The sequence below is a fragment of the Acinetobacter higginsii genome (assembly GCF_000369845.1).
Taxonomy (GTDB): Bacteria; Pseudomonadota; Gammaproteobacteria; order Pseudomonadales; family Moraxellaceae; genus Acinetobacter; species Acinetobacter higginsii.
The window spans coordinates 176,837-202,540 of record NZ_KB850212.1 but is presented as its reverse complement, the minus strand read 5'-3'; the positions used below and the strand labels follow the sequence as shown (position 1 = coordinate 202,540).

The window sequence follows — 25,704 nt, the reverse complement described above, 5'->3', positions numbered from 1 at the left end:
CTTATCTCATCGGTTTCAGGTTATAGGTCACAACACCCCAGATCAGTAACTCTTGTCCCTCGCTAATATAAATATTCTGGTAGTCAGGATTCTCAGCTTTTAACCACACTTTAGGTGGGCTGAAATGGTGATCAACCATTAAACGCTTCACGGTAAAATCATTGTCAATCAAGGCAATTACAATATCCCCAGATTTGGCAGGAAGACTACGATCTACCACCAAAGGATCATCGATATCAATGCCTGCATCTAACATTGAAAGTGAATTTGCTTTCACAATGAAAGTAGAATTTTCGTTACGAATTAAAAATTCATTTAAATCTAAAGCTTGTTCAACATGGTCTTGGACAGGCGACGGAAAACCGGCGGCAACACGTTCCGTTGCCAATGGAATGTGATAAAGTCGATCATTCTTAGCTTGGACATTCTGTATTTTCATTGATGTCGTCAAATCAGTTTGAGTACCAGTTTTGACATTATTCAGTAACCAATTTTTGATGAAATCAACTTGAGATTCGGGAACACGGATGACTTTGGTCGGCTCAGTGAACTGTGCCTTCCGCCCAGCATTGCTTCTTGCCCCTCCATGCTCAAATTCAGTTTTTTTGGACATAACTTCCCCCTACCCAAGCTTAAAATACTTTCAAATAATTTAACTTGAAAAAGTTACAAATTCAAGTTGACGTACAATTAATTTTGCATAACAATGAATCCATAGATCAGATTTTAGCTTGTTTAACTTAGACAAGGATGTATAAGACAAACTAAAATTAATGTTTTAAATGAATGACTTATCTTATTTTTACTCAGCTCAAAAATGTTAAGCCATTGATCTAATTCATTAATCTATTTGATCTCTCAGCAGTTAAGTTTTATTCAAATATTTTTGATGTGGAGACATGAAAAATGAACAATCGACGTGATGCTATTCTTGGTTATGCTGACGAACAACATGCTTTCTTTATTCGCCTGATCGAGAACAATACTGTGTTAGGTGATAGCTACGGACTATTTTGTGACAACCAAAATAGTGAAGCCGCAGAAAGTATTATGACCACACTTTTTTTAAAGAAATCTTTTTGGTTAAATGGTTCAGAGTTTAATGACATTGTTAAAGGTCTTAACCCCATTCATTGATAAAAACATATCGATTCAATATGACCTTGCGCTATAAAAAGAGCTTGTACCATGATCTCACTCAACAAGCTCTTTATTTTCAACTTAAATACGCTTCAACTTGTACATTATTTTAATACTCTCAAATAAAAACCCACAGATTGCAATCGCATCAGTGGGCCTTTTTATAAGGTTGAATCATCGGTTTAAATTCAGATAAATCTTTTGTCATTCACAGGTGCAACCAACTTATAAATTTTACCGTCAGTATCACTTTCAAAAAGTAAGTCAATATTCGGAAAAATGATATTTCCTTCTACTTCAATATGTTCAACCCGTTTAAAAAAAGGAATATCACGATCTTCTAAATCATTCAGCTGTGCAACGACAATCGATTCGTTTTCTTCTTGGTCCTTGACGATGACTGTAATCTTATCCATAACAGTTCTCCCAATATCTATAGGTTCATAGGACTATGGGAAATTTTCGATAACTTGTCGATAAAATCGTTGTAACAAGAGTTATAAGTATTATCTTTTTATTGTTTAAACCGCTAAGCCATTGAAATTAACTTTTAATTTATAAATTCCGTTAATATTTAATTAACCATCGAGTTACATTTACGTTTAAAACGTTTCAAAATAATTCACCTCTCGTCATCATTTAAATGAGCGGTAGATCTTTTAAAATATTAGTTTCTGAATTGCCAGATCGTATTGAGAAATTTTTGCTCTGTGCCCCAAGGGGTAATATGTAGCTCTATCTCGTGATGTAGCAATATAAAATCCTTGTCCAGTTTGTGACTCAACTTAGCCAAACTATAACGCTCTACCGTTAAGCCACTACATTGTGTTGGCCCATCTTCAGCAAAAGTAGACAAAATCAGATATCCGCTTGGCTTTAATGTTTGACGTAGATTGTGTAGATATTGTTCCTGTTGTATCTCTGTCAGCATAAAATGAAATACCGCACGATCATGCCACACATCAAAAAATTGAGACGCAAGTGCAACCGTACACACATCTGCAACTAACCAATGCACATGGCGACTGTCTAAGCTCTTTGCAGTTAACCTTGCACGGGTTATATCTAATGCAGTTTCGGATAAATCAAGCACATATAAAGATTGATATCCAGCTTCAAGCAGATGATCAATCAAGAGAGAGGCGCCACTGCCCACATCAATCAGCTTGGCATGCAACGGCACATCCAGAGATTGCATCAACTCAATTGTTTTACTTGGGTGTTGCTGATACCAACTCACTTGGTCAGCTTGTTTGGATTGATACACTTCTTCCCAATAATTTCTGCTCATTTGAGTTCCTTCTCAGCGCTAATCGGACACTCCAGCATCAGCGAAATGAAAAATTATCTGGTGATTATGGCACTGGCGTGAACAGCTTGATAGCTACAGAATTAATTTGTCCCCAGACATCAAATAAAATCTACTTCTGTGTCATCACATTGGATATTTCTTTCTGATTTTTGGTTTTATCATCGGGCTGTTCACGGCTCTCTTCTATTTCATTTTTTAACTCAAGGTATTGTCTAGCATCTTCTCGACGATGAATCCCACCTAATTTCAAAGCCTGAGTATCAACTTCTTCATCAATATCTGCTTTTTTCGTAGACTGTTTAATCAGAGAATCCTTGCTTTTTTGTAATGCTGAATGAATAGGAGCAACTCGCTCACCCTGCTGTTCCACTGGTAGTTCAGTTGCAAAAATCCCCGTTGATGCGATCAGAACAGACATCAAACCTAATGTTCTTCTCATGCTCAAGCCCTAGCTTGTTTTTAATTTTGATGCTTTATCTTAACATGTGTGCTTACGCTTATTGCTTTAAATCTTATCCCCCAATTTGCAGCATTTGAGCTTTTTTCTTAAAAGAGCAAGTCCAATCTTTGCCATGCTAACTGGCTAGAAGTATCGCTCTTTCACAATTTTTGCGAAATAATTCACTTCTTTCAAATGACGCTGATCAGCATAAATAATGCCTACATTAACACTAACATTAAAATCTTCGAGCGCCACAATTTCAAGGTCAGAGTTAAATGCCGAGTGCTGATCTATAAACGGCTTTGGAAAAATCCCCAAACCATCTCCATTTAAAATACTGTGTAACTGCGGTTCTATCCCGAAGATTTCTTTATTGGCATATAGGAACAACTTTCGTTCCTTTAGTTCTTTATTTAAGCATTCTCTAAAGCAACATCCTTCAGGGTGGATCACCCAACCTTTCTTACTGCATCGCTCCAAACTGGTATGTTCTTTCACGCCAGTTCTGGCCGAAACCACGACTAAAGGTAAAGTCCCAATGTTCAAGAAAGATAAATGGTTCGCAAGATTAAGATTGGAAGGAATCATCACAATGGCAAGCGGTAACTCACTCTCAGCGACTCGCTGAATTAGACTTCGCCCCCAACCACTTTGTATCTCAACACCTGTCAAATAATGGTCGTGCTTATACCTTTCATAAATATATTCAGAGAGATCATCCACCAAGGTAATTGGAACACCGATGCTCACTTTTTCTTGATTTGGAAGAACCTCTTGCTGATGAAAATACTCTAATTGTTCCATTTGCTCGAGGATATAACGACCTTTAAAGTATACCTGCTCTCCCAAATGCGTAAGCTGCAAAGGTCGGCTTTTACGATTGAATAGCTTTCCTTTTAGTTTTTTCTCAATATTATTGATGCGTTTGGTTACCGTAGATTGATCAATACCTAGCTTTTCTGAAGTTACAGTTAAAGAAGAGTTTTCAACAGCATATATAAACGTTTCTAAATCTTTAATTTCTAACACTTTAACACTCATTCATCTGTTGTTCAGACGCGTTCCAAATCAATTCCATCACTGGTTTTACATTTCAGCATAATGCATCACATGAATTTGCCTATTCAGACCAAATCATCAGACTCGATACAAACTCCTGCTTCAACAGAAAAGCCCTTATTTTATCTGACCATATGGCTACCAGTTCCCCCGACGATGATTGGCTACCCAACGATACATGCCTTGAATATTCGGTATTTTCATCGTACTGAAACCGATCCAGTCCTGAACTTCGGGGCTAACTTTGACATTACGATAGAGCTGATCCCACGACTGTCCTGCACGAACCAAATCCAAAACTTGTTGATGCAAGTCGACAATATAATGACGCAATGCGATCTGATCTTCACGTGTGGCAGGGCTATAATGTCCAACATCAATAAAATCGACATCTTGCTTGATCACCCAATCCAGGCTATCAATCCAGCCTGTGTAATAAAAATCTAAAAAATCATTGTATGGCATGCTTTTACTTTCACACACATCGGTACATTGCAGTGCTTTATATTTTGGAAACAGTACCATGACCATACTGTCTGAATGGCTCGGTGCAACGTAATGTAATAAAACCTCCTCGCCCCCTAAACTAATTTTCATGTCCTGATCAAAAACGCGATCTGGTAATGCTGTGGCTAACTTCTCCCCCACGATCGGTTCAAGACTACGTTGATTAGCAACAATAGTTGCACCATCTGCTTTAAAGATTTGCCCACCACTGATATGGTCCGCATGTGCATGGGTATAAACCACATATTTTACAGGCACATCAAAACGTTTCTTGATTTCATCTTTTAGCCATGTCGATGTGCAGGTCATCGCTGGATCAATCACCAAAGCACCTTCTTTAGTGATCAAAACTAAACCGCTATGTACGGCTAAGCCTGCACCCGTAGTATGTCGGTACAGATTACCTCTGACTTGCGTTAAGCTTCTTGGATTATCTGGACAGGATGCCGCGGTAAAATCCGCTAACACAGCACGATTCCGATAGATAGATTGATCTACGGCAATCCCATTATCTTTCGCAAAAACAGGGCTTAGAGGCAATGACAGCAATAATGCTACAAAAAATTTATAGCTCAAAAATACCCTAATTATTTGATTTTTAAACGTGCTCACCGACAAACCCTGCATAGATTTCACGGAGATCAATCTAACAAGTTCAGGCCTCTGACAAAACCCACAAAATCCACAATATACTGTCCTAAAATTAGCAACAATAATGGATTGGGCCGCCATGCAAAAACTGGATGATCTCTTATTATTCGTTGAGGTGGTCGAGCATGCTGGATTTTCAGCTGCGGCACGTGATTTAGGCGTACAGCGCTCTAAACTCAGTCGACATATTGCAGAACTGGAAAATAGAATTGGTGTCCGTTTATTACATCGCAATACCCGAAATGTTGTTCTGACGCCAGCAGGTGAAGAAGTCTATATTCATGCAAAAGCATTAAAACAAGCTGCACAAAATGCTTTTGCGGTTGCAACAGACCTTGCTGGCGACCCTAAAGGGACATTAAGAATCGGATGTTCCTCAACATTTGCACAAGAAGCATTGCTGCCTATTCTTGATTTGTTCTTACAAAAATATCCTAAGATACGCCTGATCATCAACACATCAGATCACAATATTGATTTGATCAGTGCACAAGTCGATCTGGTTTTTCGAATCTCTTCCAAACTCCTCAATGACTCGAGTTTAATTATTCGCCCTGTCTGTGATTTACCGATGATACTGGTTGCCAGTCAGGATTATATGAGTGATAAAGAAAAAATTGAGCTTCCAGAACAACTCAAACAGTTAAATTTCATTGCTTTAGGCGTGCAAAAGAACCTAACTTCTCAGATATTCACCAGTCAAAATAATGACTTAAATACAGTATTGCTCGAGCCTTATATCAGTTGTGGCAATATGTCAGTACTTAAATCGGCTGTGCAACAAGGCATGGGAGCTGCTGTTCTGCCCTGGTATTTATGTGCTCATGAATTGAATTCTGGCCAATTTGTAAATGTCTTTAAACCTGATTCGCCATGGTCACCTCAAGCATCTTTAGTGAATGCACTTATACCAACACGAGAAAATATTTTATTGGCAACAAAACTCTTTTTAGATTTTTCAATTCCGCGATTACGGCACACACTACATCCAGCATTAAGCGACTAAGTAGTTCCTTTTTTGATCCCAGTCATCCCCAATAATGTTATTTAATATCAAAATGCTATTATTCTTATTAGTCATGGAGGGAACAGCTACATTTTCCGAACATATTATAAATAAAATCAACAGGTGCATCGATCGGATATACATCCCGATCAAGTAAGTAAAAAATTTCTCCTTCATCCAATATGGTTAAAATTTTGTTTTTCCGTTTTAAGATAATGCCGTGTTTTATTATTTTCTGAATTTCTTCTGCATCAATTTTAAACTGATAAAAGAAAACAATTTGGCCTGTTTTCAAATTATCTGGGTCAATTTTTTTGTACTTTCCACAGGTCAAGCAAATCCATTTTTTCATTATCAATGCTCTGCAAAAAGCTCCCTTTATTGTATAAAAAGCATTCACTGAAAAATTAACATCAAAGCATTAAAAAATTATCATTTAGTGAAAATTTAAATATTTAATCATATTAGGACATTGTTATATTCTAAATGAAAAGTACAGATGCTTAGATACTCCTTCACATCTGTACCCGCTGGATAAATGCTAAAATTCACGCTAAATACGACTCTTTACGACCACTAGAATCGCTGTGAAATACTGAGCTTATAATCACGACCTGTACCGGTCATATATTCACCTAAATACATTTTATAGTCTCGATTAAATAGATTGTCGATTGAGAAATTTAAAGTAGGCCCTTTTTCTCCAACAGGTTGCCAATCCGCATAAATACCATGCAGTGAATATCCTTTAGTTTTGGGTAATGAAAAAGAGGATGCTGCAATCGATTTATCATTATCAGACAGGCTACGATCCTGTTTAGCAACAAATATCCCTCGCCAGCCCATTGTTAAATGATGCTCAGGCACATTCACACCTAAGGTTGCTGTTGCTTTTTTCGGAGGGATATCCGTCATCCATGTTTTTTGTTCAAACCATGGGTTTACAGGTGAATTATCACGTTGACCACGGATATAAGAATAGGTTAAACCTGTGAACCAAGTCGGCTGATTGTAGAAAATCTCGGCCTCATAGGCTTTGATGGTATAGTCAGTGACATTACGGTAAAAGCCATGCTTATAGTTTCCATTACAGTCATTAATGCTGCCATTTCCACCATTGGCATTATTTTCCGCTTGTGCCTTACAAAAGGTTGATCGATTGCGGAAAATTTCATCGCCCCCCCGATTATGGTGATAAGTCAACCGGACTTGCAGATGGTCTTGTTCTGAAAAAATATCATCAAAATTCATTTCATTGCCCAGACGGATCGCCAACATCTTTTCAGGCAATAAATAGCGACTGGTTGATGGCACAGAGGTCATTGCCGATTGCACATAATATTGCTCATCAACACGAGGGGCGCGCCATGTTTTACTGATATTGGCAAACCAAGTGAGATAATCTGCTTGCTTCCACGCCAAGGCCAAACGTGGTGACCAGCCTGTATAGGTCTTGCTGGAATAATCATGCCCTGCACTTGGGTCATTATAACGTGATGCTCGGTTTGGATGACCTGTATTGGTAATATGATCATAGCGAAGCGATGGGGTAATCGTGAAATTATCAATCTGGTATTGATCTTCTACAAATGTACTCAACATTTGCTGTTTGCCTGAAGGCATATAATTTGGCTCATAATAACCAAAATTATAGTCTGGTTTTTTGGCGTTGTTCTTATCATAGATGAGTGAGTTCTGCTCCATCTTTTGATATTGTGCCCCAACTTTTAATTTATGTGTGCCATAGTCAGTTGTAATATCACTGATATTACTAAGCTTAAACGCTGTATTGGTATAAGTTACCCAGCTTTCATTGCCCAGTGTAGCCGCCGATCCAGTCACGCTCGGTAATCTTTGATCATGTTGATCGGTCTTTGAATACGATGCTGTTGCTTTTAAATTTACATAAGGATTTGATTCAGGATTTAATTCATATCCAACTGAATAGCTGCTATCGTTTTGATCGCGATAGACCAAACGACGTTTCCATGCCTCCTCATATCCATATTTTTTAATATCCGCTTCTGTTGGAACGGCATCTTGATCACGCATTGCTGCAAAAGGTTCCCAGCCCTTATGCCCACTTTGCATCGCATTCAAACTAATTTTTTGGCTGTCTGTCGGATGAAAATTGAGTTTGGCCAAATACGTATCCTGCTGCTGCGCAGAATACAAAAACTTGCTGCCATCAGGGCGTTGAACATCGCCACTATCTCGATTGGTATAGTAGAACATCCCATCCATGACACCATTTTCACTCTTTCCATACACAGCACCTGTATAGGTATTTTGTGAATTATTGGAGAATCGCGAATATTTCAAAAAAGCACCGATATTTTTATCATCAACCAATAAATCAGCGGCATCCTTGGTTTCTAAGGTGACTTTCCCTCCAAAACCACCATTTCCAACTTCAACATTATGTGGACCTTTATCGACCGTAATTTTCTTTAACAGTTCGGGTTCAATAAACACTGAGCCTTGTCGATATTTATCGAAACTTTTAACCGAGTCATCCAAGGTAATCGGAACATCCTCAACCCCGCCCATACCAAGGATATTAATGGTTTGCCCACCTGGTCGCGGTGAACCTGCCGAACCCACACTTGGCATATGGTCCAGCAATTGTGCAACATTGTTGGCTTGATAACGGTCAATGGCCTTTTGATTTAACACACTCTGACCAAACTGGATGGTATCTTCCTTATCCGCCTGTACAACAATTGGCGTCATTTGATAAATTTGATTCTGAGCATTGCTCTTAGACAATGTGTCTTGTACGGTCGGTACTTTTGTGACGGTGTTTGCCAGAACAACCTTGGTATTATCTGCATAAACAGGTATGGTCGAGGCATACATAGATAAAGCAATAGCCAGTACAAGAGGCTTAATCACCTTTGTTTGAGAGGGAGATTGGGACATAAACTTCACCAGAAGATAAAAATCATCAGCAACCTAAACGAGGTCCTAAAATAATCGACGTCTTAACGATATAAAAAATAATAAAAATTAAGCTTCAATAAAGCGCTTGCAGCAAACGCCAAATCATTCAGACTGCAAACCTAATTGACTAGCGTCTGACAGCAGTATGACGTCGCTCTGTGGAGAACGACGATGAATCAACTGCTGTCGAGGAGGATTGAGGGAAGGTATCTCATTCAATTCAATAAAACGACACAAACAATATTGATTATCACTTGCATTTAAATAAATGTAAATGGATCGATAGAATTTTTAAGACATCTAAAATGCTCTCATCCGTTGTACTGCAATTGTTTTTGTTTCAATCATTGAAGTAGAGATTAACTATTTTCAGAATTTGATTTGTGCCCCACTTATGATGCTTTTGATATATAGCCAATAAGTGATGATTAGGACAAGTATTGGCTAGATGGCCTAAAGTTGAACCTCCTACACAGCAACATTGCAGTAGGAACATGCCAGAATCAAGAACGATGATTTAAAATTTTTTTCTTCCGATATTGTAACGGACTCATCCCAGTCCATGACTTAAATGCCCGGATAAAAGAGGTCTGTTCTTGGTAGGCCAATAACATTGAAATGTCCAGAATGCTCAAATTGAGATCGGCAAGATAATCAAAAGCCAAATCTCTACGAACCTGATTCAATCTTTCTTTGAAGGTATATCCTTGCTGCTTTAATTTCAGTTGAAATATCCGAGCTGGTAAGCCCAATTTATTTGCAACCTCCTCCACGCTGATATTCCCCTTACTTATAGCTTGAATAATTGTTTTCTGTATTAACTCATCAAAAAGATCAAGCTTAGGACGTTTTGACAACAATACATTTGCCTGCTTAATTAAAATATCATTTAACACAGGATCAGCATTAAAAACCTCTAAATCAAGGCTGGTCATGGAAATATATATTTCAACATCTTCACTTTCAAACTCGATAGGACAGCCAAAAAAATTTTCGTAGTTATAAAAAAATTTGGTTTTCTCTGTACTAAAACTGACTTTTTTCACTTCTATTCTATTCGGATGTACTAATTGATCTAAAAGTTTATAAAAAACCCCCATTAATAATTCATCTACCAAATGATTATTTTTAAGATAAGGGTCAAATCCTCACCGAATGACAATAAACTGATCGGAAATAGACATCTTTGCAGGCTTAGCCTCACAAAAGAGCCTTTGGTATTTTATAAATACATTTAATACATCTAATATATTTTCACATGATGAAGCAATATATCCTAAAATACCAAGATGTTTAGGTTGAGTATATTTTGATATTTCTAGTCCAAGTGTTGGTTTAGTCTGTTTTTGATTAATTTCCTCTAATAGTTCAATCCATTCCCCGATTGGAATCAGTTCACTTGTTTTATAATCACTCAAATATTTTACATTTTTAAGATTATTTTTTACACAAAAATTAATCAACAAATTAAGCATCGAACTTGATATTAATTTAACCTGATTAGGATGACTCAAAACCATTGCTCCCCACTCATATCATATCTAAAAGCCCACCTCAGAGAAGGAATCAAAAAACCAGTTACACAAGTACATTATTTAATCGACCTTAAAAATTAACGATAATCCAGTTTTCCATTTTTCATACTAATGCGGCAAAAAATCCATTTTTTGTGATATCAATCACAGATAATGCTCAAAATCTACTTTAAAATTCAATAAAAAAATTATCATTTCTATAAAAAAACTTATCATTTAAAGGAAAGTTTCAAGATTGCAAAAGTCTCTTCACGAAAGGGAGAGTTAAAAGTGATTTTTTATTCAACAATTAGATTTTTATATTTTTTATATTTCATTTTTATCATCTACATTATTTCATATTTATGAATACTGACTATTTTCAAAAAATTTTTAATTATTTTAAAGCGCTAAAATGACGACACACCGCCTCAATTTGGTGCAAAAATTTATAACATATCAAGACCGATTAAAGTCCTGTTTATTCCCCTATACGATAAATTCAAAATTATTTTGACGAAAAAAAAAGCTCAACAATAAACATTAAAAAGGAAATAGAAACAATCAAGCCAAAGCTAAATAACAAAGAAAATCCAACCAAAAAGTAGTAATCACTCATTTTCTCAAAAATATAATTCACAAAATACAAAAACAGAAAAACATAGCCAATATTTGAATTCCACAAGCACATGACCAGTAAAAAAAACAAATTATAATTCAGATATTTTTTACTTACTTTAACTTCACTTCCTTTATTTATCTTCCGATAATCGGATACTGTAATTTTTTTATATACCACATTTACACCTTGGCTATATAATATAAAAGTTAAAATAACGCCTTTGCTCATAAAATAATTAGCATTTAATACACAAAAGTTATCATTTTTTCAAAAAACAGTTTACCAACGTCTTTAGCAAAATAATATTTATTATATAAATTCAATTAGATACAAAAACAACTATTGAGAAAAGTCTTCAACAAAGCCCATCAAAGTAGCTAACTTTTTGAAAATAAAATTTATAAAAAAACTTAAATAAATATAAAATACAAATATTTAAAGTGTTAAAGGCAGTTAAATTAAAAATAGAATAGGTTTATTTTTTGTAATTATAATGCAAAAGCAAAGTTAATTTATATTTATGATTTTCGTCGGCTCAATACTTCATCTAGAGCAAACATGTACATGTCAAATAAATGATACAATCACATGATTTTACTTAAAAATATATTTATTAAAACTTAACTATATATCTTAAATATTATTATTTAACTTATTTTCCCACTCAGTTATTCATATTTTTTGTTCAATCTACACGACTCAAATACAAAACATAAAATACACAAACGCATGGACAGAAAAAACATAAAAGCCCTGTGAAAATCTAGATCTTGAAAACCAATGAATAAATAAAATACTGATTAATATATATTTATTTAAATAAAACCAATCAACATTGCCGTACACAAGCAAAACAATATGTGATTTAAATCACATATTAAAATAAAAAAGATAATTAACATACGCTTTAAACACTTTATGCAAAATTTTCACACTCTCTTTCCAGCCAGCCTGTTATTTTTTTTTATGTCTAATATTTCACATGCACATCCATCTGATTTTTTAAGAGAAAAAGCAGTTTCGCAAATTAAGAATGGACAACCTATACAAGGGTTAACAGCACTTGAATCTTTATTGCGGCAGTACCCAGATCAACAGTACATCCTAGCTGACTACTTATTATCTGCCTCACGCATTCAAGCTCTGCCACAAGTGACCCTAACTGATTTAACCCAACGTATTCAGCCAAGGCACTTCCCAGAATATGCTCAACTCGCAACAGTTAAACTTTTACGGGATCAAAAGCAATTTGCTGCAGCATTGGCACTATTAGATAAATTTGAACCTTATCAAATACATAACAGCATGCAGGTCACAATTCTTAAAGCGGCGCTATTTGCAGAAAATAAACAACCGACTGAAGCAGCACAGCAATTAAAGAATCTTGATACAACGCAAATGAATGCTGAACAGTTGGTCTTAGCCGCTTATGTTTATCGGTTATTGCAACAATACACTTATGCATTACAAGCCATTCAGTTGGCCTATACCCAACAACCGAATAATGAAGCCATTCAACATGAGTATTTGAATATTTTGGTGGCACTGGGGAGCTATGAAATGACAGCTGCTTTTTCTGCAAAGCACCACCTATCTGATAAAAACCAGAATTTTATTTGGCAGAATAAAATCGGAGGCTTTTCACAGCATGTGAATGAAGCGATTAAACAACAGAAATATTTATCCTCCCGTGCGGAAAGTGACCGTAAAAGCTTTGCCCAACTCGATCAAGTCTTGAAGCAGTCAGAACAAATCGCGCAACAGATTCCAGCTGATCAAGCCATGTTTAATCGCTTCTATTATGACTATCTCTACGCCTTAAGTTATCGAGGCAAAACACAACAGCTTTTGAGCCTATTAAATCAAGTCACCGTACCACCAGTTGAACAAATGCCTGCCTATACACGGCATGCGATTGCAAATACATACCTTGCAAATCAACAACCTGCCGAAGCCGAGAGAATCTACCGCAGCTTGCTCACGGAGAAAAACTATCCCGATATCAGCCTGTATACATCACTTTATTATGCATTAATCGAACAAGAAAAATATAAAGATGCAAATACCTTGATTCACGTCATTGATGACCTGATTCCCACATATGAATACAGTGAAGCGAAAGGTGTCGACAAAAGTGTACATGCAGATCGAAATGAATATTTGTCTTTGCTGGCTTTAAATATGGCTTATCGCAACCGCCTGGATTTATCAGAACAATATCTAAATAACACCGTAGCCAAAGCTCCGAATAATGCGCAATTTTTAAATGACCTGGCCAAAATCCAACGTTGGCGCGAAAAACCTCGTCAAGCTCAACAAACGATTGAGCGTTTAAATGGTTTACAACCTCAATCAAAATACACACGCATTAATGTCATGCAAAACACTCAAGCACTTGGCGATATCCAAGCTTGGCAGCAACAAACTCAAGCACTTATTGAAGACTACCCAAACGATAGCAGCGTCATAAAAAGTCGTAAAGAATTGAATGATCGTAATCACGCCAGTATGAGCCATGAAAGCCGCTTTTCACGTAGCCGCTCTGAGCAAAACCAATTACTCCAATCACTCAAAGGAACGGGTGATCGTGAATCCAACACCACCTTATATTCACCTTGGCTCACAGACAATTATCGCCTCTTGGTTGAGCATCAAGATATTTGGGGAAAATACGCCGATGGTGATTTACAAGAACAACGCTTTGGTTTAGGCCTGCAATGGCAAGACAAAGGTAAAAATTTGGTGCTGCTTGCCTCTCAAAATACTGAGGGTCAGCGTCAAGGCCTAAGAGCAGATTGGTCACACCAACTCAATGATTATTGGCAGTACGCATTATCCATCAACACCCAAGCCAATATTCCGTTACAAGCCATTGAACAAGACGAAAATGGCCAGTCTTACGGCGCAGCAATTCGATGGCAACAACATGAATCCCGGCAAGTCGATGCAGGATATAGCTATACCAAGATCAGTGACGGCAACACACGCCAAGACTTTTTTGCAAACTACCAGCAACGTATTTTCCAAGCTGCTCATCACACCACACAAGCAGGCTTTTCTGCATTTCTAGGAAAAAATCGTTTAGATAATGTTGCTTATTTTAGCCCTAAACAAAGTTATAGCCTTGCGATTAACATGAGTCATGACTGGTTAACTTGGCGAAGTTATGAACGTCATTTTAATCAAAATATTTCTATTGATGCAGGACTGTTCCAGCAGCAGGATTACGCTGCCAAACCGATTTTTGATGTGCAATATCGACATGAATGGCAATTGTCACGGATCTGGGCATTGCATTATGGCGTTGGTTGGAAACTACATCCCTATGATGGCATCAATGAAAAACAAAGTTATGCCCTATTCGGTTTTGGAGGGCGATTCTAATGAATTTTTTGAATATTTTTAAAATACTCTCCGCTTGTGCAGTTCTGCTTCCAGTTCATCTTGTTGCAGCGGAACCTGCTAAATTCGACGCTCATCATTTTGTCAGTTTGACCTTTCATGATGTGCGTGATGATGTTTTGAAGAATGGCGACCGAGATGTCTATGCAATTAATACCCAAAACTTAGTGCAGTTTTTTGAATGGCTGAAACGTTCTGAATGGACTCCAATTACCCTCAAACAAATTATGGCATCTCGGGAACATGGTGTTCCATTACCGAAAAATGCAGTTTTAATTAGTTTTGATGATGGTGCCCTAAGCGGATACAGCCATGTTTATCCTTTAGTAAAACAATATCAAATCCCTGTGGTCTTTGCTTTGGTGACCAGTTGGACCGAAGGCAATACTCAAGCAGCTTATGAAGCCTATGGTCAAAATAATTTGATGAGTTGGAAACAACTCCAAGATATCCAAAAATCAGGTTTAGTTGAGTTTGCCAGCCATAGCCATGATTTGCATAAAGGCCTATTGGCCAATATGCAGAAAAATGAAAAGCCTGCCGCCTTGACTCGACAATACGATCCGATTCAAAAACGCTATGAAACTGAGTCAGAATATAGCCAACGGATCTACACTGATCTGGTGAAATCCAAGCAGGTGTTACAGCAAAAATTAGGAATAGATCCGCTTGCAATCATTTGGCCCTATGGTGCGGTCAATCAACAAGTCACTAAAATTGCCAATCAAGCAGGTTTTCCTCTGTCTTTTAGTTTAGGGACGGAAAAGTTAAATGACAGCAATGACGCAACCTTTCAACGCGGTATTATCTCAAATAACCCAACAGCTGAAAATCTACGTGAACAACTCACTGGTTTTATGGAATACGCTCAACTACAAGATTATGAACCTATTCGAGCTGTACAATTTGACCTAGCTCAATTCTCACAAGACAATACACAGTTTAATCAGCAGTTAGGCAGTTTATTAAATAATTTAAGTGCCTTAAAAACCAATACTTTAATCGTTAATGCATTCACTGATCAAAAGAATGCTGCATATGCTCAGAGCTACTTTCCAACAACTCATCTAAAACTGGCTCAAGATATATTAAGCCGCACCCAATGGCAGACACGAACACGGGTTTTTCATCGAGTTTATACCCAGATGCCGATTGCCCCAGACCCAGAACAAGCGCATTTAGTTATCGATTTAAGCAAAGATCTGATTCGAAATAATCCCAATCTGGATGGCATTATTTTAAAAACAGACCAGCAACTGGCTTGTCGTTATAGCTCTGTTGTGAATACAGCTTGTCTGGAAAAAGAGGCTCAAATCGTAGAATTAACACAACAACTAAAAGTGGCTGTCGCACCTTATCTCAATCAAAGTAATACCTTCCAGTTAATCTTACAGCTCTCTCTGACTGATTTAGCAGATCAGGGACTAAAGCAAATTGTTAACACCTATCTACCCTTCGTATCTTTATTGAATATTGAAATTGATAGTCTAGACAATATCAATAGCTATCAAAAATTTATACAACAAGTGGGTCATTTAACTGCTTCACAAAAAGCCAGACTGATGGTGACTTTAGTGAATCACAATCCATCTTCGCCAAAGCAACTACAACGCTTGCAGCAACACTATTTAAATTTACAAAGACATGGAATTCAAAAATTGGTTTTAAGCAATTACCGTTTTGATAATGCAAAAGCGGTACATGAACAACTATTTACACCACTCAGTTTAAATGACAGTCCAATGAGTTATCGCAATCCATTTATCCAGCAGCACGTAAATGGAGAACAACCATGACCTTAATGGAAATTCTTTTCCTATTTGCCTTTATCTATCCCTTAGTCATGGCATGGACATGGATGGTTGGTGGTTTATGGTTCTACTTTAAACGCGAATATAAGCAAAACCAATTACCCGAGATTTCAGAACAAGGATGCAGCATTATCATTCCTTGTTTTAATGAACAAGCTCAAGTTCGAGAAACCATACGGTTTGCACTACAAACACAATATCCAAAATTTGAAGTTATTGCCGTCAATGATGGCAGTTCAGACGATACCGCAAAAATTTTAGATGAGTTGGCGCTTGAACATCCAGATTTACGGGTTGTGCATCTGGCAGAAAATCAAGGCAAAGCTTTTGCCTTACGTTCAGGCATGATGGTCAGCCAATATGAATACTTGATTTGTATTGATGGAGATGCCTTGCTGCATCCCCATGCTGCGATTTGGATGATGCATCAACTCACAGCTTTTAATCAGGTCGGCGCCGTGACTGGTAATCCTCGGATTTTAAATCGCTCCAGTATTTTAGGAAAACTACAGGTCGGTGAGTTTTCATCCATTATTGGTTTAATTAAACGTGCCCAACGGACTTATGGACGTATTTTTACAGTCTCAGGTGTGATTGCAGGCTTTAGAAAAACGGCACTCATGCAAGTAGGATTATGGTCAGAAGATAAGATCACTGAAGACATTGATATCTCATGGAAACTTCAGCTCGCTGAATGGGATATTCACTATGTTCCCAATGCGCTGTGCTACATCTATATGCCTGAAACATTTAAGGGGCTGTGGAAACAAAGATTGCGCTGGGCTCAAGGTGGTGTCGAAGTCATTAAAACCTATTTTCCCAAACTCTTTAAGATTTCAGCACTCAAAATGTGGCCTGTCGCGCTTGAAGCGATCATCAGCATGGTCTGGGCCTATGTCATTTTGCTGATCATTGTCCTGTTTTTCCTTGGGTTGTTTGTTCCGCTATCCGCAGAATGGCACATCAAATCATTATTTCCACAGTGGTACGGCGTAATTCTAGCCATTACCTGTCTGATTCAATTTTTTGTGAGCTTGTTCATTGACAAACGATATGACGGAAACCGTTTCCTTAGAAATTACTTTTGGGTGATTTGGTATCCCCTGTTTTTTTGGATGCTCGGTGCAGCAACAACTGTGTTTGCTGTTCCCAAAGCTTTATTTACACGTAACAAAAGAGCGAGATGGGTCAGCCCAGATCGTGGTTTTAAAGGTGAGGCCGAATGAACAAATCACATTTAAATATCATTGAGGATGTTTCACAGCTAGATATTCCTGAATATATCGACCAACATCGGTATGTAAAAAACAAAGGCGCGCATTATTTGCTGCAAGGGATCGGTTGGGCACTCTGGACACTGCTATTTTTACCGTTATTGGCGATATTTTTATGGCTATACCAAGGTAAACTGATCAAAAACTATATTTTTGCAGAACAGATGAGCGTACAGATCCACAATTTCTTTTGGCTCGCCTTGATGGTGATGATCTGTTGTGCCTCTTTGTTGTTATGGGCGAGCTATAACTGGTTGCGATACCGAAACACGGAAAAAACGACAGTGGTTAACGTGAGCCATTCCATTCTTGCTGAGGGATTTTTGATTCCAAAGGATGAACTATCCAAAATTCAACGCTCAAAAAACATTGTACTGCACTATAACCAGGAAGGTATTTTAGCTGACTATGAACTGAGATAAATATTCACGAACGAAAATGAAAAGAGGCAATCAATTGCCTCTTTTCATCGCTTCAATTTCAAGCATACCGACTGGTGTCGAGTATCATTCGATCATGCCAATAATCGATTCTACCTGATAACTGTTTCCCTGTTCTGCCACGATTTGAATGACCCCACTTCGATGTGCAAGCACAGGCACTTCCATTTTCATGGCTTCCATAATTGCGACAACCTGACCTTCGGTCACCTGCTCACCCTGTGTAACTTTCCATGCACTCATCACACCATTAATCGGTGCCAGTAAATGCTCTGCACTCACTTCAAGCTCGGCAGTTTGTGCTTGGATTGCGGTTGCTGGGCCTTGTGCAAACATGCCCGCAGGTAGACCTAAACGGTGTAACTTGCCATCAATTTCAATATAGCTCAGCAACATGGGTTGTTGATGGTTTGGAATACCACGTTTAGTTGGCTTTAAATCTTGTTTAAAGTCATTTTCGATCCAACGCGTGTGTACATTAAATTCATCGGTAAAGTCAGGTTCATTGAGTACAGCACGGTGGAAGTCTAAAACCGAAGCTACACCTTCAATTCTAAATTGCTTTAACGCACGTTTAGCACGGGCAATTGCCACTTCACGGGTTGGGCCCGTCACAATCAGTTTTGCCATCAGTGAGTCAAAATGACTGGAGACCAATGACCCAGTTCGGACCCCTGTATCGACGCGTACACCATGACCAAACGGCGCTTCAAATAAGCTCAGCACACCAAATGCAGGAATGAACCCACGTGCTGGGTCTTCGGCATTGATACGAAACTCAATCGCATGGCCTTGTGCTTTTGGAGTTTCTTGAATCGACAAGGTATGCCCTTGTGCGACACGGATTTGTTCTACCACCAAATCAAATTTTGCTGTTTCTTCAGTAACAGGATGCTCGACTTGCAAACGGGTGTTTACTTCTAAGAATGAAAGCTTGCCGTCACGACTCAGTAAGTATTCAACTGTTCCTGCACCCACATAGTTTGCAGCCTGACAAATGTTTTTTGCCGAGCTTAAAATTTGCTGATAAATCTCATCGCTAATAAATGGCGCTGGCGCTTCTTCGACTAACTTTTGGTTACGACGTTGCAACGAGCAATCACGCGTTCCAAGTACCACAATATTGCCATGTTGGTCAGCTATCACCTGTGCTTCGACATGGCGCGGTTGATCTAGATATTGCTCAACAAAACATTCACCACGACCAAAGGCAGCTTTTGCTTCCCTTACTGCCGACTCATAAAGCTCTTGAACTTCTTCGAGTTTCCATGCCACTTTTAAGCCACGGCCACCACCACCAAATGCCGCTTTGATGGCAATTGGTAAACCAAACTGTTTAGCAAAATCCAAAGCTTCTTCTGCATTATTGAGTGGGTCTTGGGTCCCCTGCACCAACGGTGCGCCCACTGAAGCCGCAATTTTACGCGCTTCGATTTTATCGCCTAATTTTTCAATGGCACTCGGTGATGGCCCGACCCATTTTAAACCTGCCTCAATCACGGCTTGGGCAAACTCAGCACGTTCAGATAAAAAACCATAACCGGGATGCACCATGGTTGCCTTGGATTTCTTTGCAATCTCGATAATGGCAGCAATATTTAAATAGGTTTCACTGGCGTTAGCACCAGCCAAACCCCATGCTTCATCTGCAAGTTCCACATGCATATTGCCAATGTCGTCATCAGCATATAACGCGACCGATGCAATTCCCATATCACGGCAAGCATGGATAATACGAACGGCAATTTCACCACGATTGGCAATCAGTAATTTTTCATTTTTCATCTTTCATTCTCAAAATCTGTAAATTCGGCAATTTTTTTAAATTTGATGTGACAACCTGCTGGAATCTGTGCCACCAAGTCCCAATGGTGTTTAGCAACAGAGCCAATAACAGGATATCCGCCCGTTAAAGGATGATCATTCATAAACAAAACAGGTTGGCCACTCGGTGGAATCTGCAAAGCACCAATACATGTGCCTTCACTTTCCAGTTCATGTGTAATTTTGCGAGTTAGAGACTGCTCACCTGACAATCTGAGCCCAACTCGGTTGCTTTCGTTCGTTACCAACCATTCTTGCTGACAGAGCAGTTCAATACTATCTTGTTCAAACCAGTCAGTACGCGGCCCCATCACAATATCTAGCTCAACCACTTCGCCAGCTTTGGGCAAATCGCTTTTGCCTACTTCATTGACACTAATGTTGGCTGCCTTTATCTGTCCTTGGTAAATGGTATCTCCGAGCTTTAACGGCTCTGGCCCTAATACCGCTAAACTGTCAAATGAAGCACTATTCAGTACAGGCTGAACATCGATACCACCACGAACTGCCAGATAGTTTCGTAAGCCTGCTGTCGGTGGCTGAATTTGAAACTCATCGCCTGCGTCCAGATCAATCGGTTGATCGCTTGCAAAATCTGCGCTTTGACCATCGGCAAATTTCACACGAATATTTGAAATAGCACCTGCAATTGCAATAACACCCGCAGACTGCATTTTGGCTTTTAAGCCACCATTTAAAACTTCAATAACGGGTGTATCGGTTGGATTCCCCACAATACGGTTAGCACTGTGCATGGCAGATAAATCCATTGCACCTGCCATTCCAACACCAATCTTGGTCTGATTTAAGCGCCCTTCATCTTGAATCAGCATCTGTAAACTTGGTGCAGTGATCGTAAACAGCGGTATCGATTGTTGAGGTTCAACTGTATGGGTGATTTGCTGTGGTACAGTCACTGTGGTTGGACGATGCGTGACATCTTCAAAATGTACGGTCATACCTGGTAACAGCAAAGCAGGGTTTTTACGCTCTAAATCCCACATTTTTTCCGATGTGCTCCCAATCAACTGCCAGCCACCTGGGCTGTCTTTGGGGTAAATACCAGAGTATTTTCCAGCCAAACCCAAAGAGCCTGAGGGTATTTTTTTACGCGGAACCGTTAAGCGTGGGATATCGGTAAATGGTTGATCGGGACTGCTCATATAGGCAAAGCCCGGCGCAAAACCAATAAAAGCCACATTCCAGATGCTTTGCTGATGCGTTCTAATCACATCCGAGATCGATAACCCTTGCAACTCTGCCACCTGAGCAAGGTCTTCGCCATCGTAGCGAATCGGCACAATCACTTCTTGGTTGTTACGCTCAAATCCAACATCAATTTTGAGGTTCTGAATTGAAGCAACCAGCGTTTTAAAATTAGTTTCGATCTCATTAAAGAAAACCAAAATTGTTTTTGCAGCAGGGACTAAGTCTTTAATTCCATTCAATGGCGTATGTTGCAATTTATTGTACAACGCCAATGTTTCTTCGAGGCTCGCAAGCTCAATCAGAAAACAATCGGCGTTTACCGATAAAAAACGCATTTGCTTATCCTTTTTAAAGGTTCTTTAGCCCAATTAGCCCATCCAAGCACGGTCAGGGATGTCGGTAATCAACATATGACCTGGTGCATGACTAATCGCAAAAGGAATTTTCGAGTTCATAACAGCGGCTTGCGGTGTTACCCCACATGCCCAAAACACAGGAATCTCACCTGCTTCGATACGAGAGGCATCGCCAAAGTCAGGCTGATTTACATCTAAAATTCCTAAGCTTTCAGGATGCCCAATATGTACAGGTGCGCCATGCACGCTTGGCATACGTGATGTAATTTTTACCGCTTCACTAATTTGATGCGATGGAATTGGTCGCATGGAAACCACCATATTGCCTGAAATACGCCCTGCTGGTTGGCATGGAATATTACTGAGATACATCGGCACATTGGTGTTGTCATGAATATGACGAACTTCAATCCCCGCTTCTTGCAAAGCGGTTTCAAACGAAAAACTGCAACCAATCAGGAAAGTCACCAAATCAGGATGGGCATTATAAATCTCGCTGGCATCAGTCACTTCTTCAACCATTTCACCCTCTTTCCAAATGCGATAGCGCGGGAAATCAGTTCGAATGTCTGAGTCTGCTGCAAGCTGAGTTGCATAGATACCTTCTTCGAGCACATCAAGTACTGGGCAGCTTTGCGGGTTACGATGCGCATAGAGTAAAAAGTCATAGGCCCACGCTTTTGGCACTGAAATCATATTCACCTGTGTCATGCCCGCGGCCATCCCTGCTGTCGGTTTATCGAAACCTGCACGGACTTTTAAACGCGCATCTAAAGCGGCTTCAAGCTGAACTGGATCGACTTTAATATCCTTATACATGGTGCTCATCCTTATGCTTTGTTTACAAATGGGCGAATTTCAATCTTGTTTTTCACAAGCTCAGCTTTAATGGCTGCCGACATTTCTAGTGCACCGTCGGTGTCACCATGTAGGCAAATCGTGTCGGCTTGAATTGGGGTAAAGACACCGTCAATTGACTCGACCCCACCATTTTTAAGCATTGAAACTACACGACTGGCAACAAATGCCGAGTCATGTAAAACCGCCCCTTCTAGACGACGAGATACCAATGAGCCATCGCTGTTATATGCACGATCTGCAAATGCTTCAGACACCACGTTTAAACCAGCAGCACGTGCCTGCTCGACCAAGTTCGACCCCGCCAAAGCCACTAAAACCAGTTCAGGATTGTACATTTTAATCGCATCAATCACTGCGGCTGCCTGAGCTTGGTCATGGGCAATGGTGTTGTAGAGTGCACCATGCGGTTTTACATATTGCACTTTTGAGCCTGCCACTTTTGCCAAACCATCCAGTGCAGAAATTTGATACAGCACATCGGCAATCAGTTCGTCACGTGACACATCCATATTACGGCGGCCAAAACCAACCAGATCGGGATAAGACACATGCGCCCCAATCTTGACGCCCAATTCAACGGCTTTACCAACCGTTTTTAAAATCCCCAAAGGATCGCCTGCATGAAAACCACATGCGATATTAGCACTGGTCACCACAGGTAAAATCTGGTCATCATTGCCCATTTTCCATGAGCCAAAGCTTTCGCCCAAATCACTGTTTAAATCTACAAACATGGCATCATTCCTTTTTCGCTGTACGATTATCTGGCTTAAAGTTTGGTCAAATAGTTAAACACGGTCGTAAATGACATATAGCCCATCCACCACGTCAATACACAGGTGAGTGCACCTAAAACAATTAACCATTTTGGATAATTATAATTGCCCATCAAGTCTCTACGGCAAGCTGCAACATACACAAAAATTGTAAGGCCAATCGGCAACACTAAACCATTAAAACCACCGACAAAAATGAGTAGACCTGCTGGCGTTGCCCCCAATACCACATAGAGTAATAAGGCTAAGGCAATAAAAGTGATGGTGGTATAGTTGCTTTGTTTTGGGGTTAAATTCTTTTTAAATGCACTAAAGAATGAAACCGAGGTATAGGCTGCACCAATGGTGCTACTAATACCCGCTGCCCAAAAGATCAGGCCAAATAATTTATAACCAAATGTGCCCGCAGCATACTGGAATGCTTGTGCCGCTGGATTGGCATTATGACTAGCGAGATCTATGCTTGCACCGCTCACCACCACACCCAAGAAGGCTAAAAATAAGACATAGCGCATGATCCCAACCACGACAATGCCCTTGGTCGCAGCTTTTGCTACTTCATCAATATTTTCAGGGCCAACTGCACCTTTATCGAGTAGACGATGCGCGCCTGCATAGCAGATATAGCCCCCCACCGTGCCACCAACAATGGTGGTAATAATGGCAAAGTCAATCTGATCTGGCGCAAAGGTTTGCTGTACCGCTTGTCCAACAGGCGGCATCACAATCACAGCCACAATGATGATCAGGATGATTTTCAACAATCCCAATACGATCATGCTTTTATCCATCGCAAGCGTGGCTTTTCTGGAAGCGAAAATCAAAATCGCCAATGCACCACTGAGGATACCGCCCCATTTGATATCCAGACCAAACAATGCATTCAAACCTAATGCAGCACCTGCAATATTTCCGATACTAAAGAAGAAACCGCCTAGAATCACCAGAAATGCAAGTAAATAGCCACTGCCTGGTAAGGCCTTATTGGCAATATCGGATGCACGCATTTGCGTCAGTGTCACTACACGCCAAATATTCTGCTGTACCACATAATCAATCAAAATTGAAACTAAAATGGCAAAACCAAATGCAGCCCCTAGTTTCACTGTAAATACAGCAGTTTGGGTTAAAAACCCGGGTCCCATGGCAGAGGTTGCCATCATAAAGATCGAGGCGACAATGGCCCATTGGCGATCTGATAGCAAAGAAGATTTCAGTAAAGACATATTGATGCGTTCCTCATCCATTTGAGCTCAATAACGCGATTTTTGACTTGATCCAAGAGCATCATTTTGTTTATAAACGATCTTCTTTAACCCTTTTTAAATCACAAAGATTCCCTGTTCTCCCACTCAGCGATGGGTAATCAAATCTTCTCGTTCAAATAAAAACATATGCAAGCCAACTGAACAATACGACTTTTTAGATATAAAATTATAACCAATCCATTGAATTTAATTACTTTTTATTTATGATTAGTTCGAAGATAAATTTTACTTATCACTCCTGATAAGCTGCTTTTATAATTTTTTAACTCAGCAGCTGTTGGATTCCCACATACACGGCTCTTACAGAAGCTTACTTTAAGTACCTCAAATTTTTATTTTCTCATTCAAGCTTTTCATCGCGCTCTCAGAAACCATCACGGCGACATCGGTTAATTTTTCTTTCAATGCAGCATCATTGCCTTGAATATAAATCGAGGTAAAGTGAAAGGTCTTTAACTTGATTGGCGTATTTAATATTTCTAATCGGCCATCGGTAATTTCTTTTAAAGCGGTTAAAGTCGGCACCACAGCGATCCCCAAGCCTTGCTCGGCAAGACGTAATAAGGTTGCCAAAGAATAACTGGTGATCGAAAGCGGCTCATCCAGTCCTTGTTCCTTCATTTTGGCTTTCAGCTCTTTATAGGGGTAGGTAATTTTTGGATAGGTCAAAATGGTATGAGACATTAATGTCTTAAATGACATTTGAGCAATCCCTCCTTTAAATGAAGGTGAAGCCAAGAAGCTAAGTTCAAAATCACACAGTGCCTGTTCAATACATTCAAAAGCCAGCGTTGGTCCGAGTAAAAAGGCCATATCGAGATCACCTGTGCGGACGCCTTCTTGTAAATTTGGGGTTAGATCAACCACGATTTCTACAGAAACTTTAGGGAATTCTTGCTGAACTTTCTCGATATATTCCACCAACCATGTGTAGACAATGGTTTCCGAAACGCCCAAACGAATTGTGCCAGTCAAATGCTGATTTTCAGTTAATTCTGCGATCAGTTCTGTTTCTAAACGCATCAACTTTTCAGCATATTTAAATAAGGTCATCCCCTTGTGCGTCGGTTTCAGTTGGCGAAAACTTCGATCTAAAACTTTAAATCCAAGGTCATTTTCAATCGCGGTGATTTTCTGTGATACCGCTGGCTGAGTAGTTTGTAATTTTGTCGCTGCCTTATTAAAACTATTCAGCGTCACCACCCAGTAAAATGCTTCTAGATTCTTTAAATTCACTTTAAACCAAAGCTCGCTATCCTTTTCTCACTATATAGTATGGGAGTGATC

General features: G+C 39.3%; 21 protein-coding genes and 1 pseudogene. 6 read left to right on the top strand and 16 right to left on the bottom strand.

Annotated elements, in window-relative coordinates:
• Nucleotide 1 precedes the first annotated feature (1 nt).
• Complete coding sequence (locus F885_RS14365) at nucleotides 2-613, bottom strand: LexA family protein (RefSeq protein ID WP_005202567.1); 612 nt, start codon at nucleotides 611-613, stop codon at nucleotides 2-4.
• Between the two features lie 293 nt (nucleotides 614-906).
• On the opposite strand from F885_RS14365, the gene F885_RS14370 reads away from it, so the two are divergent.
• Entirely contained in the window at nucleotides 907-1,137 is a 231-nt protein-coding gene (locus F885_RS14370) for a hypothetical protein (RefSeq protein WP_004652770.1), read from the top strand.
• Between the two features lie 191 nt (nucleotides 1,138-1,328).
• Here F885_RS14370 and F885_RS14375 read toward each other — a convergent pair whose 3' ends face one another.
• From F885_RS14375 to F885_RS14395, 5 genes are all read right to left on the bottom strand, one after another.
• Nucleotides 1,329-1,556 carry a hypothetical protein gene (locus tag F885_RS14375; protein WP_005202565.1) on the bottom strand — a complete coding sequence of 76 codons (228 nt, stop codon included), beginning with the start codon at nucleotides 1,554-1,556 and terminating at the stop codon, nucleotides 1,329-1,331.
• A 251-nt stretch (nucleotides 1,557-1,807) separates the two neighbouring features.
• Entirely contained in the window at nucleotides 1,808-2,431 is a 624-nt protein-coding gene (locus tag F885_RS14380) for a class I SAM-dependent methyltransferase (RefSeq protein ID WP_005202564.1), read from the bottom strand.
• Nucleotides 2,432-2,561: 130 nt separating this feature from the next.
• A complete protein-coding gene (locus F885_RS14385; protein WP_005202563.1) occupies nucleotides 2,562-2,891 on the bottom strand; it encodes a hypothetical protein in 330 nt (109 codons plus the stop codon).
• A 144-nt stretch (nucleotides 2,892-3,035) separates the two neighbouring features.
• Nucleotides 3,036-3,935 carry a LysR family transcriptional regulator gene (locus tag F885_RS14390; protein WP_005202562.1) on the bottom strand — a complete coding sequence of 300 codons (900 nt, stop codon included), beginning with the start codon at nucleotides 3,933-3,935 and terminating at the stop codon, nucleotides 3,036-3,038.
• A gap of 156 nt (nucleotides 3,936-4,091) precedes the next feature.
• Complete coding sequence (locus F885_RS14395) at nucleotides 4,092-5,072, bottom strand: MBL fold metallo-hydrolase (RefSeq protein ID WP_026057490.1); 981 nt, start codon at nucleotides 5,070-5,072, stop codon at nucleotides 4,092-4,094.
• 118 nt (nucleotides 5,073-5,190) lie between these two features.
• Between F885_RS14395 and F885_RS14400 the strand changes: the two genes are divergently transcribed.
• Entirely contained in the window at nucleotides 5,191-6,117 is a 927-nt protein-coding gene (locus tag F885_RS14400; protein WP_005202560.1) for a LysR family transcriptional regulator, read from the top strand.
• A gap of 67 nt (nucleotides 6,118-6,184) precedes the next feature.
• On the opposite strand, the gene F885_RS14405 is transcribed toward F885_RS14400, so the two are convergent.
• From F885_RS14405 to F885_RS14415, 4 genes and pseudogenes are all read right to left on the bottom strand, one after another.
• Nucleotides 6,185-6,469 (bottom strand): hypothetical protein, encoded by a 285-nt coding sequence (locus F885_RS14405; RefSeq protein WP_005202559.1) that lies wholly within the window; start codon nucleotides 6,467-6,469, stop codon nucleotides 6,185-6,187.
• Nucleotides 6,470-6,693: 224 nt separating this feature from the next.
• A complete protein-coding gene (locus tag F885_RS14410; RefSeq protein WP_005202557.1) occupies nucleotides 6,694-9,039 on the bottom strand; it encodes a TonB-dependent hemoglobin/transferrin/lactoferrin family receptor in 2,346 nt (781 codons plus the stop codon).
• 524 nt (nucleotides 9,040-9,563) lie between these two features.
• Nucleotides 9,564-10,580, bottom strand: a pseudogene (locus F885_RS21380) (AraC family transcriptional regulator ligand-binding domain-containing protein).
• A gap of 502 nt (nucleotides 10,581-11,082) precedes the next feature.
• Nucleotides 11,083-11,424 carry a hypothetical protein gene (locus tag F885_RS14415; RefSeq protein WP_005202551.1) on the bottom strand — a complete coding sequence of 114 codons (342 nt, stop codon included), beginning with the start codon at nucleotides 11,422-11,424 and terminating at the stop codon, nucleotides 11,083-11,085.
• A gap of 690 nt (nucleotides 11,425-12,114) precedes the next feature.
• Here F885_RS14415 and pgaA point away from each other — a divergent pair.
• Genes pgaA through pgaD form a run of 4 tightly spaced genes read left to right on the top strand, consistent with a single transcriptional unit; the run spans nucleotide 12,115 to nucleotide 18,105 of the window.
• Nucleotides 12,115-14,580, top strand: coding sequence for a poly-beta-1,6 N-acetyl-D-glucosamine export porin PgaA (gene pgaA / locus F885_RS14420; RefSeq protein ID WP_005202550.1), 2,466 nt, complete (start codon nucleotides 12,115-12,117; stop codon nucleotides 14,578-14,580).
• The gene (gene pgaB, locus F885_RS14425) at nucleotides 14,580-16,394 is read left to right on the top strand and encodes a poly-beta-1,6-N-acetyl-D-glucosamine N-deacetylase PgaB (RefSeq protein ID WP_005202549.1); all 1,815 of its coding nucleotides are present in this window, start codon (nucleotides 14,580-14,582) and stop codon (nucleotides 16,392-16,394) included. Before pgaA ends, pgaB begins: the two co-directional genes overlap by 1 nt.
• Complete coding sequence (gene pgaC / locus F885_RS14430) at nucleotides 16,391-17,635, top strand: poly-beta-1,6-N-acetyl-D-glucosamine synthase (RefSeq protein ID WP_005314404.1); 1,245 nt, start codon at nucleotides 16,391-16,393, stop codon at nucleotides 17,633-17,635. Before pgaB ends, pgaC begins: the two co-directional genes overlap by 4 nt.
• Nucleotides 17,632-18,105, top strand: a complete 474-nt coding sequence (gene pgaD / locus F885_RS14435) for a poly-beta-1,6-N-acetyl-D-glucosamine biosynthesis protein PgaD (RefSeq protein WP_005202546.1) — start codon at nucleotides 17,632-17,634, stop codon at nucleotides 18,103-18,105. Before pgaC ends, pgaD begins: the two co-directional genes overlap by 4 nt.
• Before the next feature lie 84 nt (nucleotides 18,106-18,189).
• Here pgaD and F885_RS14440 read toward each other — a convergent pair whose 3' ends face one another.
• From F885_RS14440 to mumR, 6 genes are all read right to left on the bottom strand, one after another.
• Nucleotides 18,190-19,908 carry an acetyl/propionyl/methylcrotonyl-CoA carboxylase subunit alpha gene (locus F885_RS14440; protein WP_005202544.1) on the bottom strand — a complete coding sequence of 573 codons (1,719 nt, stop codon included), beginning with the start codon at nucleotides 19,906-19,908 and terminating at the stop codon, nucleotides 18,190-18,192.
• Nucleotides 19,905-21,491 (bottom strand): 5-oxoprolinase subunit B/C family protein, encoded by a 1,587-nt coding sequence (locus tag F885_RS14445; RefSeq protein ID WP_005202541.1) that lies wholly within the window; start codon nucleotides 21,489-21,491, stop codon nucleotides 19,905-19,907. Before F885_RS14445 ends, F885_RS14440 begins: the two co-directional genes overlap by 4 nt.
• 33 nt (nucleotides 21,492-21,524) lie before the next feature.
• Complete coding sequence (locus tag F885_RS14450; RefSeq protein WP_085942817.1) at nucleotides 21,525-22,340, bottom strand: putative hydro-lyase; 816 nt, start codon at nucleotides 22,338-22,340, stop codon at nucleotides 21,525-21,527.
• A 2-nt stretch (nucleotides 22,341-22,342) separates the two neighbouring features.
• A complete protein-coding gene (locus F885_RS14455) occupies nucleotides 22,343-23,107 on the bottom strand; it encodes a LamB/YcsF family protein (protein ID WP_005202537.1) in 765 nt (254 codons plus the stop codon).
• Between the two features lie 35 nt (nucleotides 23,108-23,142).
• Nucleotides 23,143-24,396 (bottom strand): NRAMP family divalent metal transporter, encoded by a 1,254-nt coding sequence (locus F885_RS14460; RefSeq protein WP_005202535.1) that lies wholly within the window; start codon nucleotides 24,394-24,396, stop codon nucleotides 23,143-23,145.
• A gap of 345 nt (nucleotides 24,397-24,741) precedes the next feature.
• Complete coding sequence (gene mumR / locus F885_RS14465) at nucleotides 24,742-25,653, bottom strand: LysR family transcriptional regulator MumR (RefSeq protein ID WP_005183446.1); 912 nt, start codon at nucleotides 25,651-25,653, stop codon at nucleotides 24,742-24,744.
• Nucleotides 25,654-25,704: the final 51 nt, after the last annotated feature.

Coding starts and splice junctions, on each gene's coding strand:
- F885_RS14365 (WP_005202567.1), bottom strand. CDS start 613: ATGTCCAAAAAAACTGAATTTGAGCATGGAGGGGCAAGAAGCAATGCT.
- F885_RS14370 (WP_004652770.1), top strand. CDS start 907: ATGAACAATCGACGTGATGCTATTCTTGGTTATGCTGACGAACAACAT.
- F885_RS14375 (WP_005202565.1), bottom strand. CDS start 1,556: ATGGATAAGATTACAGTCATCGTCAAGGACCAAGAAGAAAACGAATCG.
- F885_RS14380 (WP_005202564.1), bottom strand. CDS start 2,431: ATGAGCAGAAATTATTGGGAAGAAGTGTATCAATCCAAACAAGCTGAC.
- F885_RS14385 (WP_005202563.1), bottom strand. CDS start 2,891: ATGAGAAGAACATTAGGTTTGATGTCTGTTCTGATCGCATCAACGGGG.
- F885_RS14390 (WP_005202562.1), bottom strand. CDS start 3,935: ATGAGTGTTAAAGTGTTAGAAATTAAAGATTTAGAAACGTTTATATAT.
- F885_RS14400 (WP_005202560.1), top strand. CDS start 5,191: ATGCAAAAACTGGATGATCTCTTATTATTCGTTGAGGTGGTCGAGCAT.
- F885_RS14405 (WP_005202559.1), bottom strand. CDS start 6,469: ATGAAAAAATGGATTTGCTTGACCTGTGGAAAGTACAAAAAAATTGAC.
- F885_RS14410 (WP_005202557.1), bottom strand. CDS start 9,039: ATGTCCCAATCTCCCTCTCAAACAAAGGTGATTAAGCCTCTTGTACTG.
- F885_RS14415 (WP_005202551.1), bottom strand. CDS start 11,424: ATGAGCAAAGGCGTTATTTTAACTTTTATATTATATAGCCAAGGTGTA.
- pgaA (WP_005202550.1), top strand. CDS start 12,115: ATGCAAAATTTTCACACTCTCTTTCCAGCCAGCCTGTTATTTTTTTTT.
- pgaB (WP_005202549.1), top strand. CDS start 14,580: ATGAATTTTTTGAATATTTTTAAAATACTCTCCGCTTGTGCAGTTCTG.
- pgaC (WP_005314404.1), top strand. CDS start 16,391: ATGACCTTAATGGAAATTCTTTTCCTATTTGCCTTTATCTATCCCTTA.
- pgaD (WP_005202546.1), top strand. CDS start 17,632: ATGAACAAATCACATTTAAATATCATTGAGGATGTTTCACAGCTAGAT.
- F885_RS14440 (WP_005202544.1), bottom strand. CDS start 19,908: ATGAAAAATGAAAAATTACTGATTGCCAATCGTGGTGAAATTGCCGTT.
- F885_RS14445 (WP_005202541.1), bottom strand. CDS start 21,491: ATGCGTTTTTTATCGGTAAACGCCGATTGTTTTCTGATTGAGCTTGCG.
- F885_RS14450 (WP_085942817.1), bottom strand. CDS start 22,340: ATGAGCACCATGTATAAGGATATTAAAGTCGATCCAGTTCAGCTTGAA.
- F885_RS14455 (WP_005202537.1), bottom strand. CDS start 23,107: ATGTTTGTAGATTTAAACAGTGATTTGGGCGAAAGCTTTGGCTCATGG.
- F885_RS14460 (WP_005202535.1), bottom strand. CDS start 24,396: ATGGATGAGGAACGCATCAATATGTCTTTACTGAAATCTTCTTTGCTA.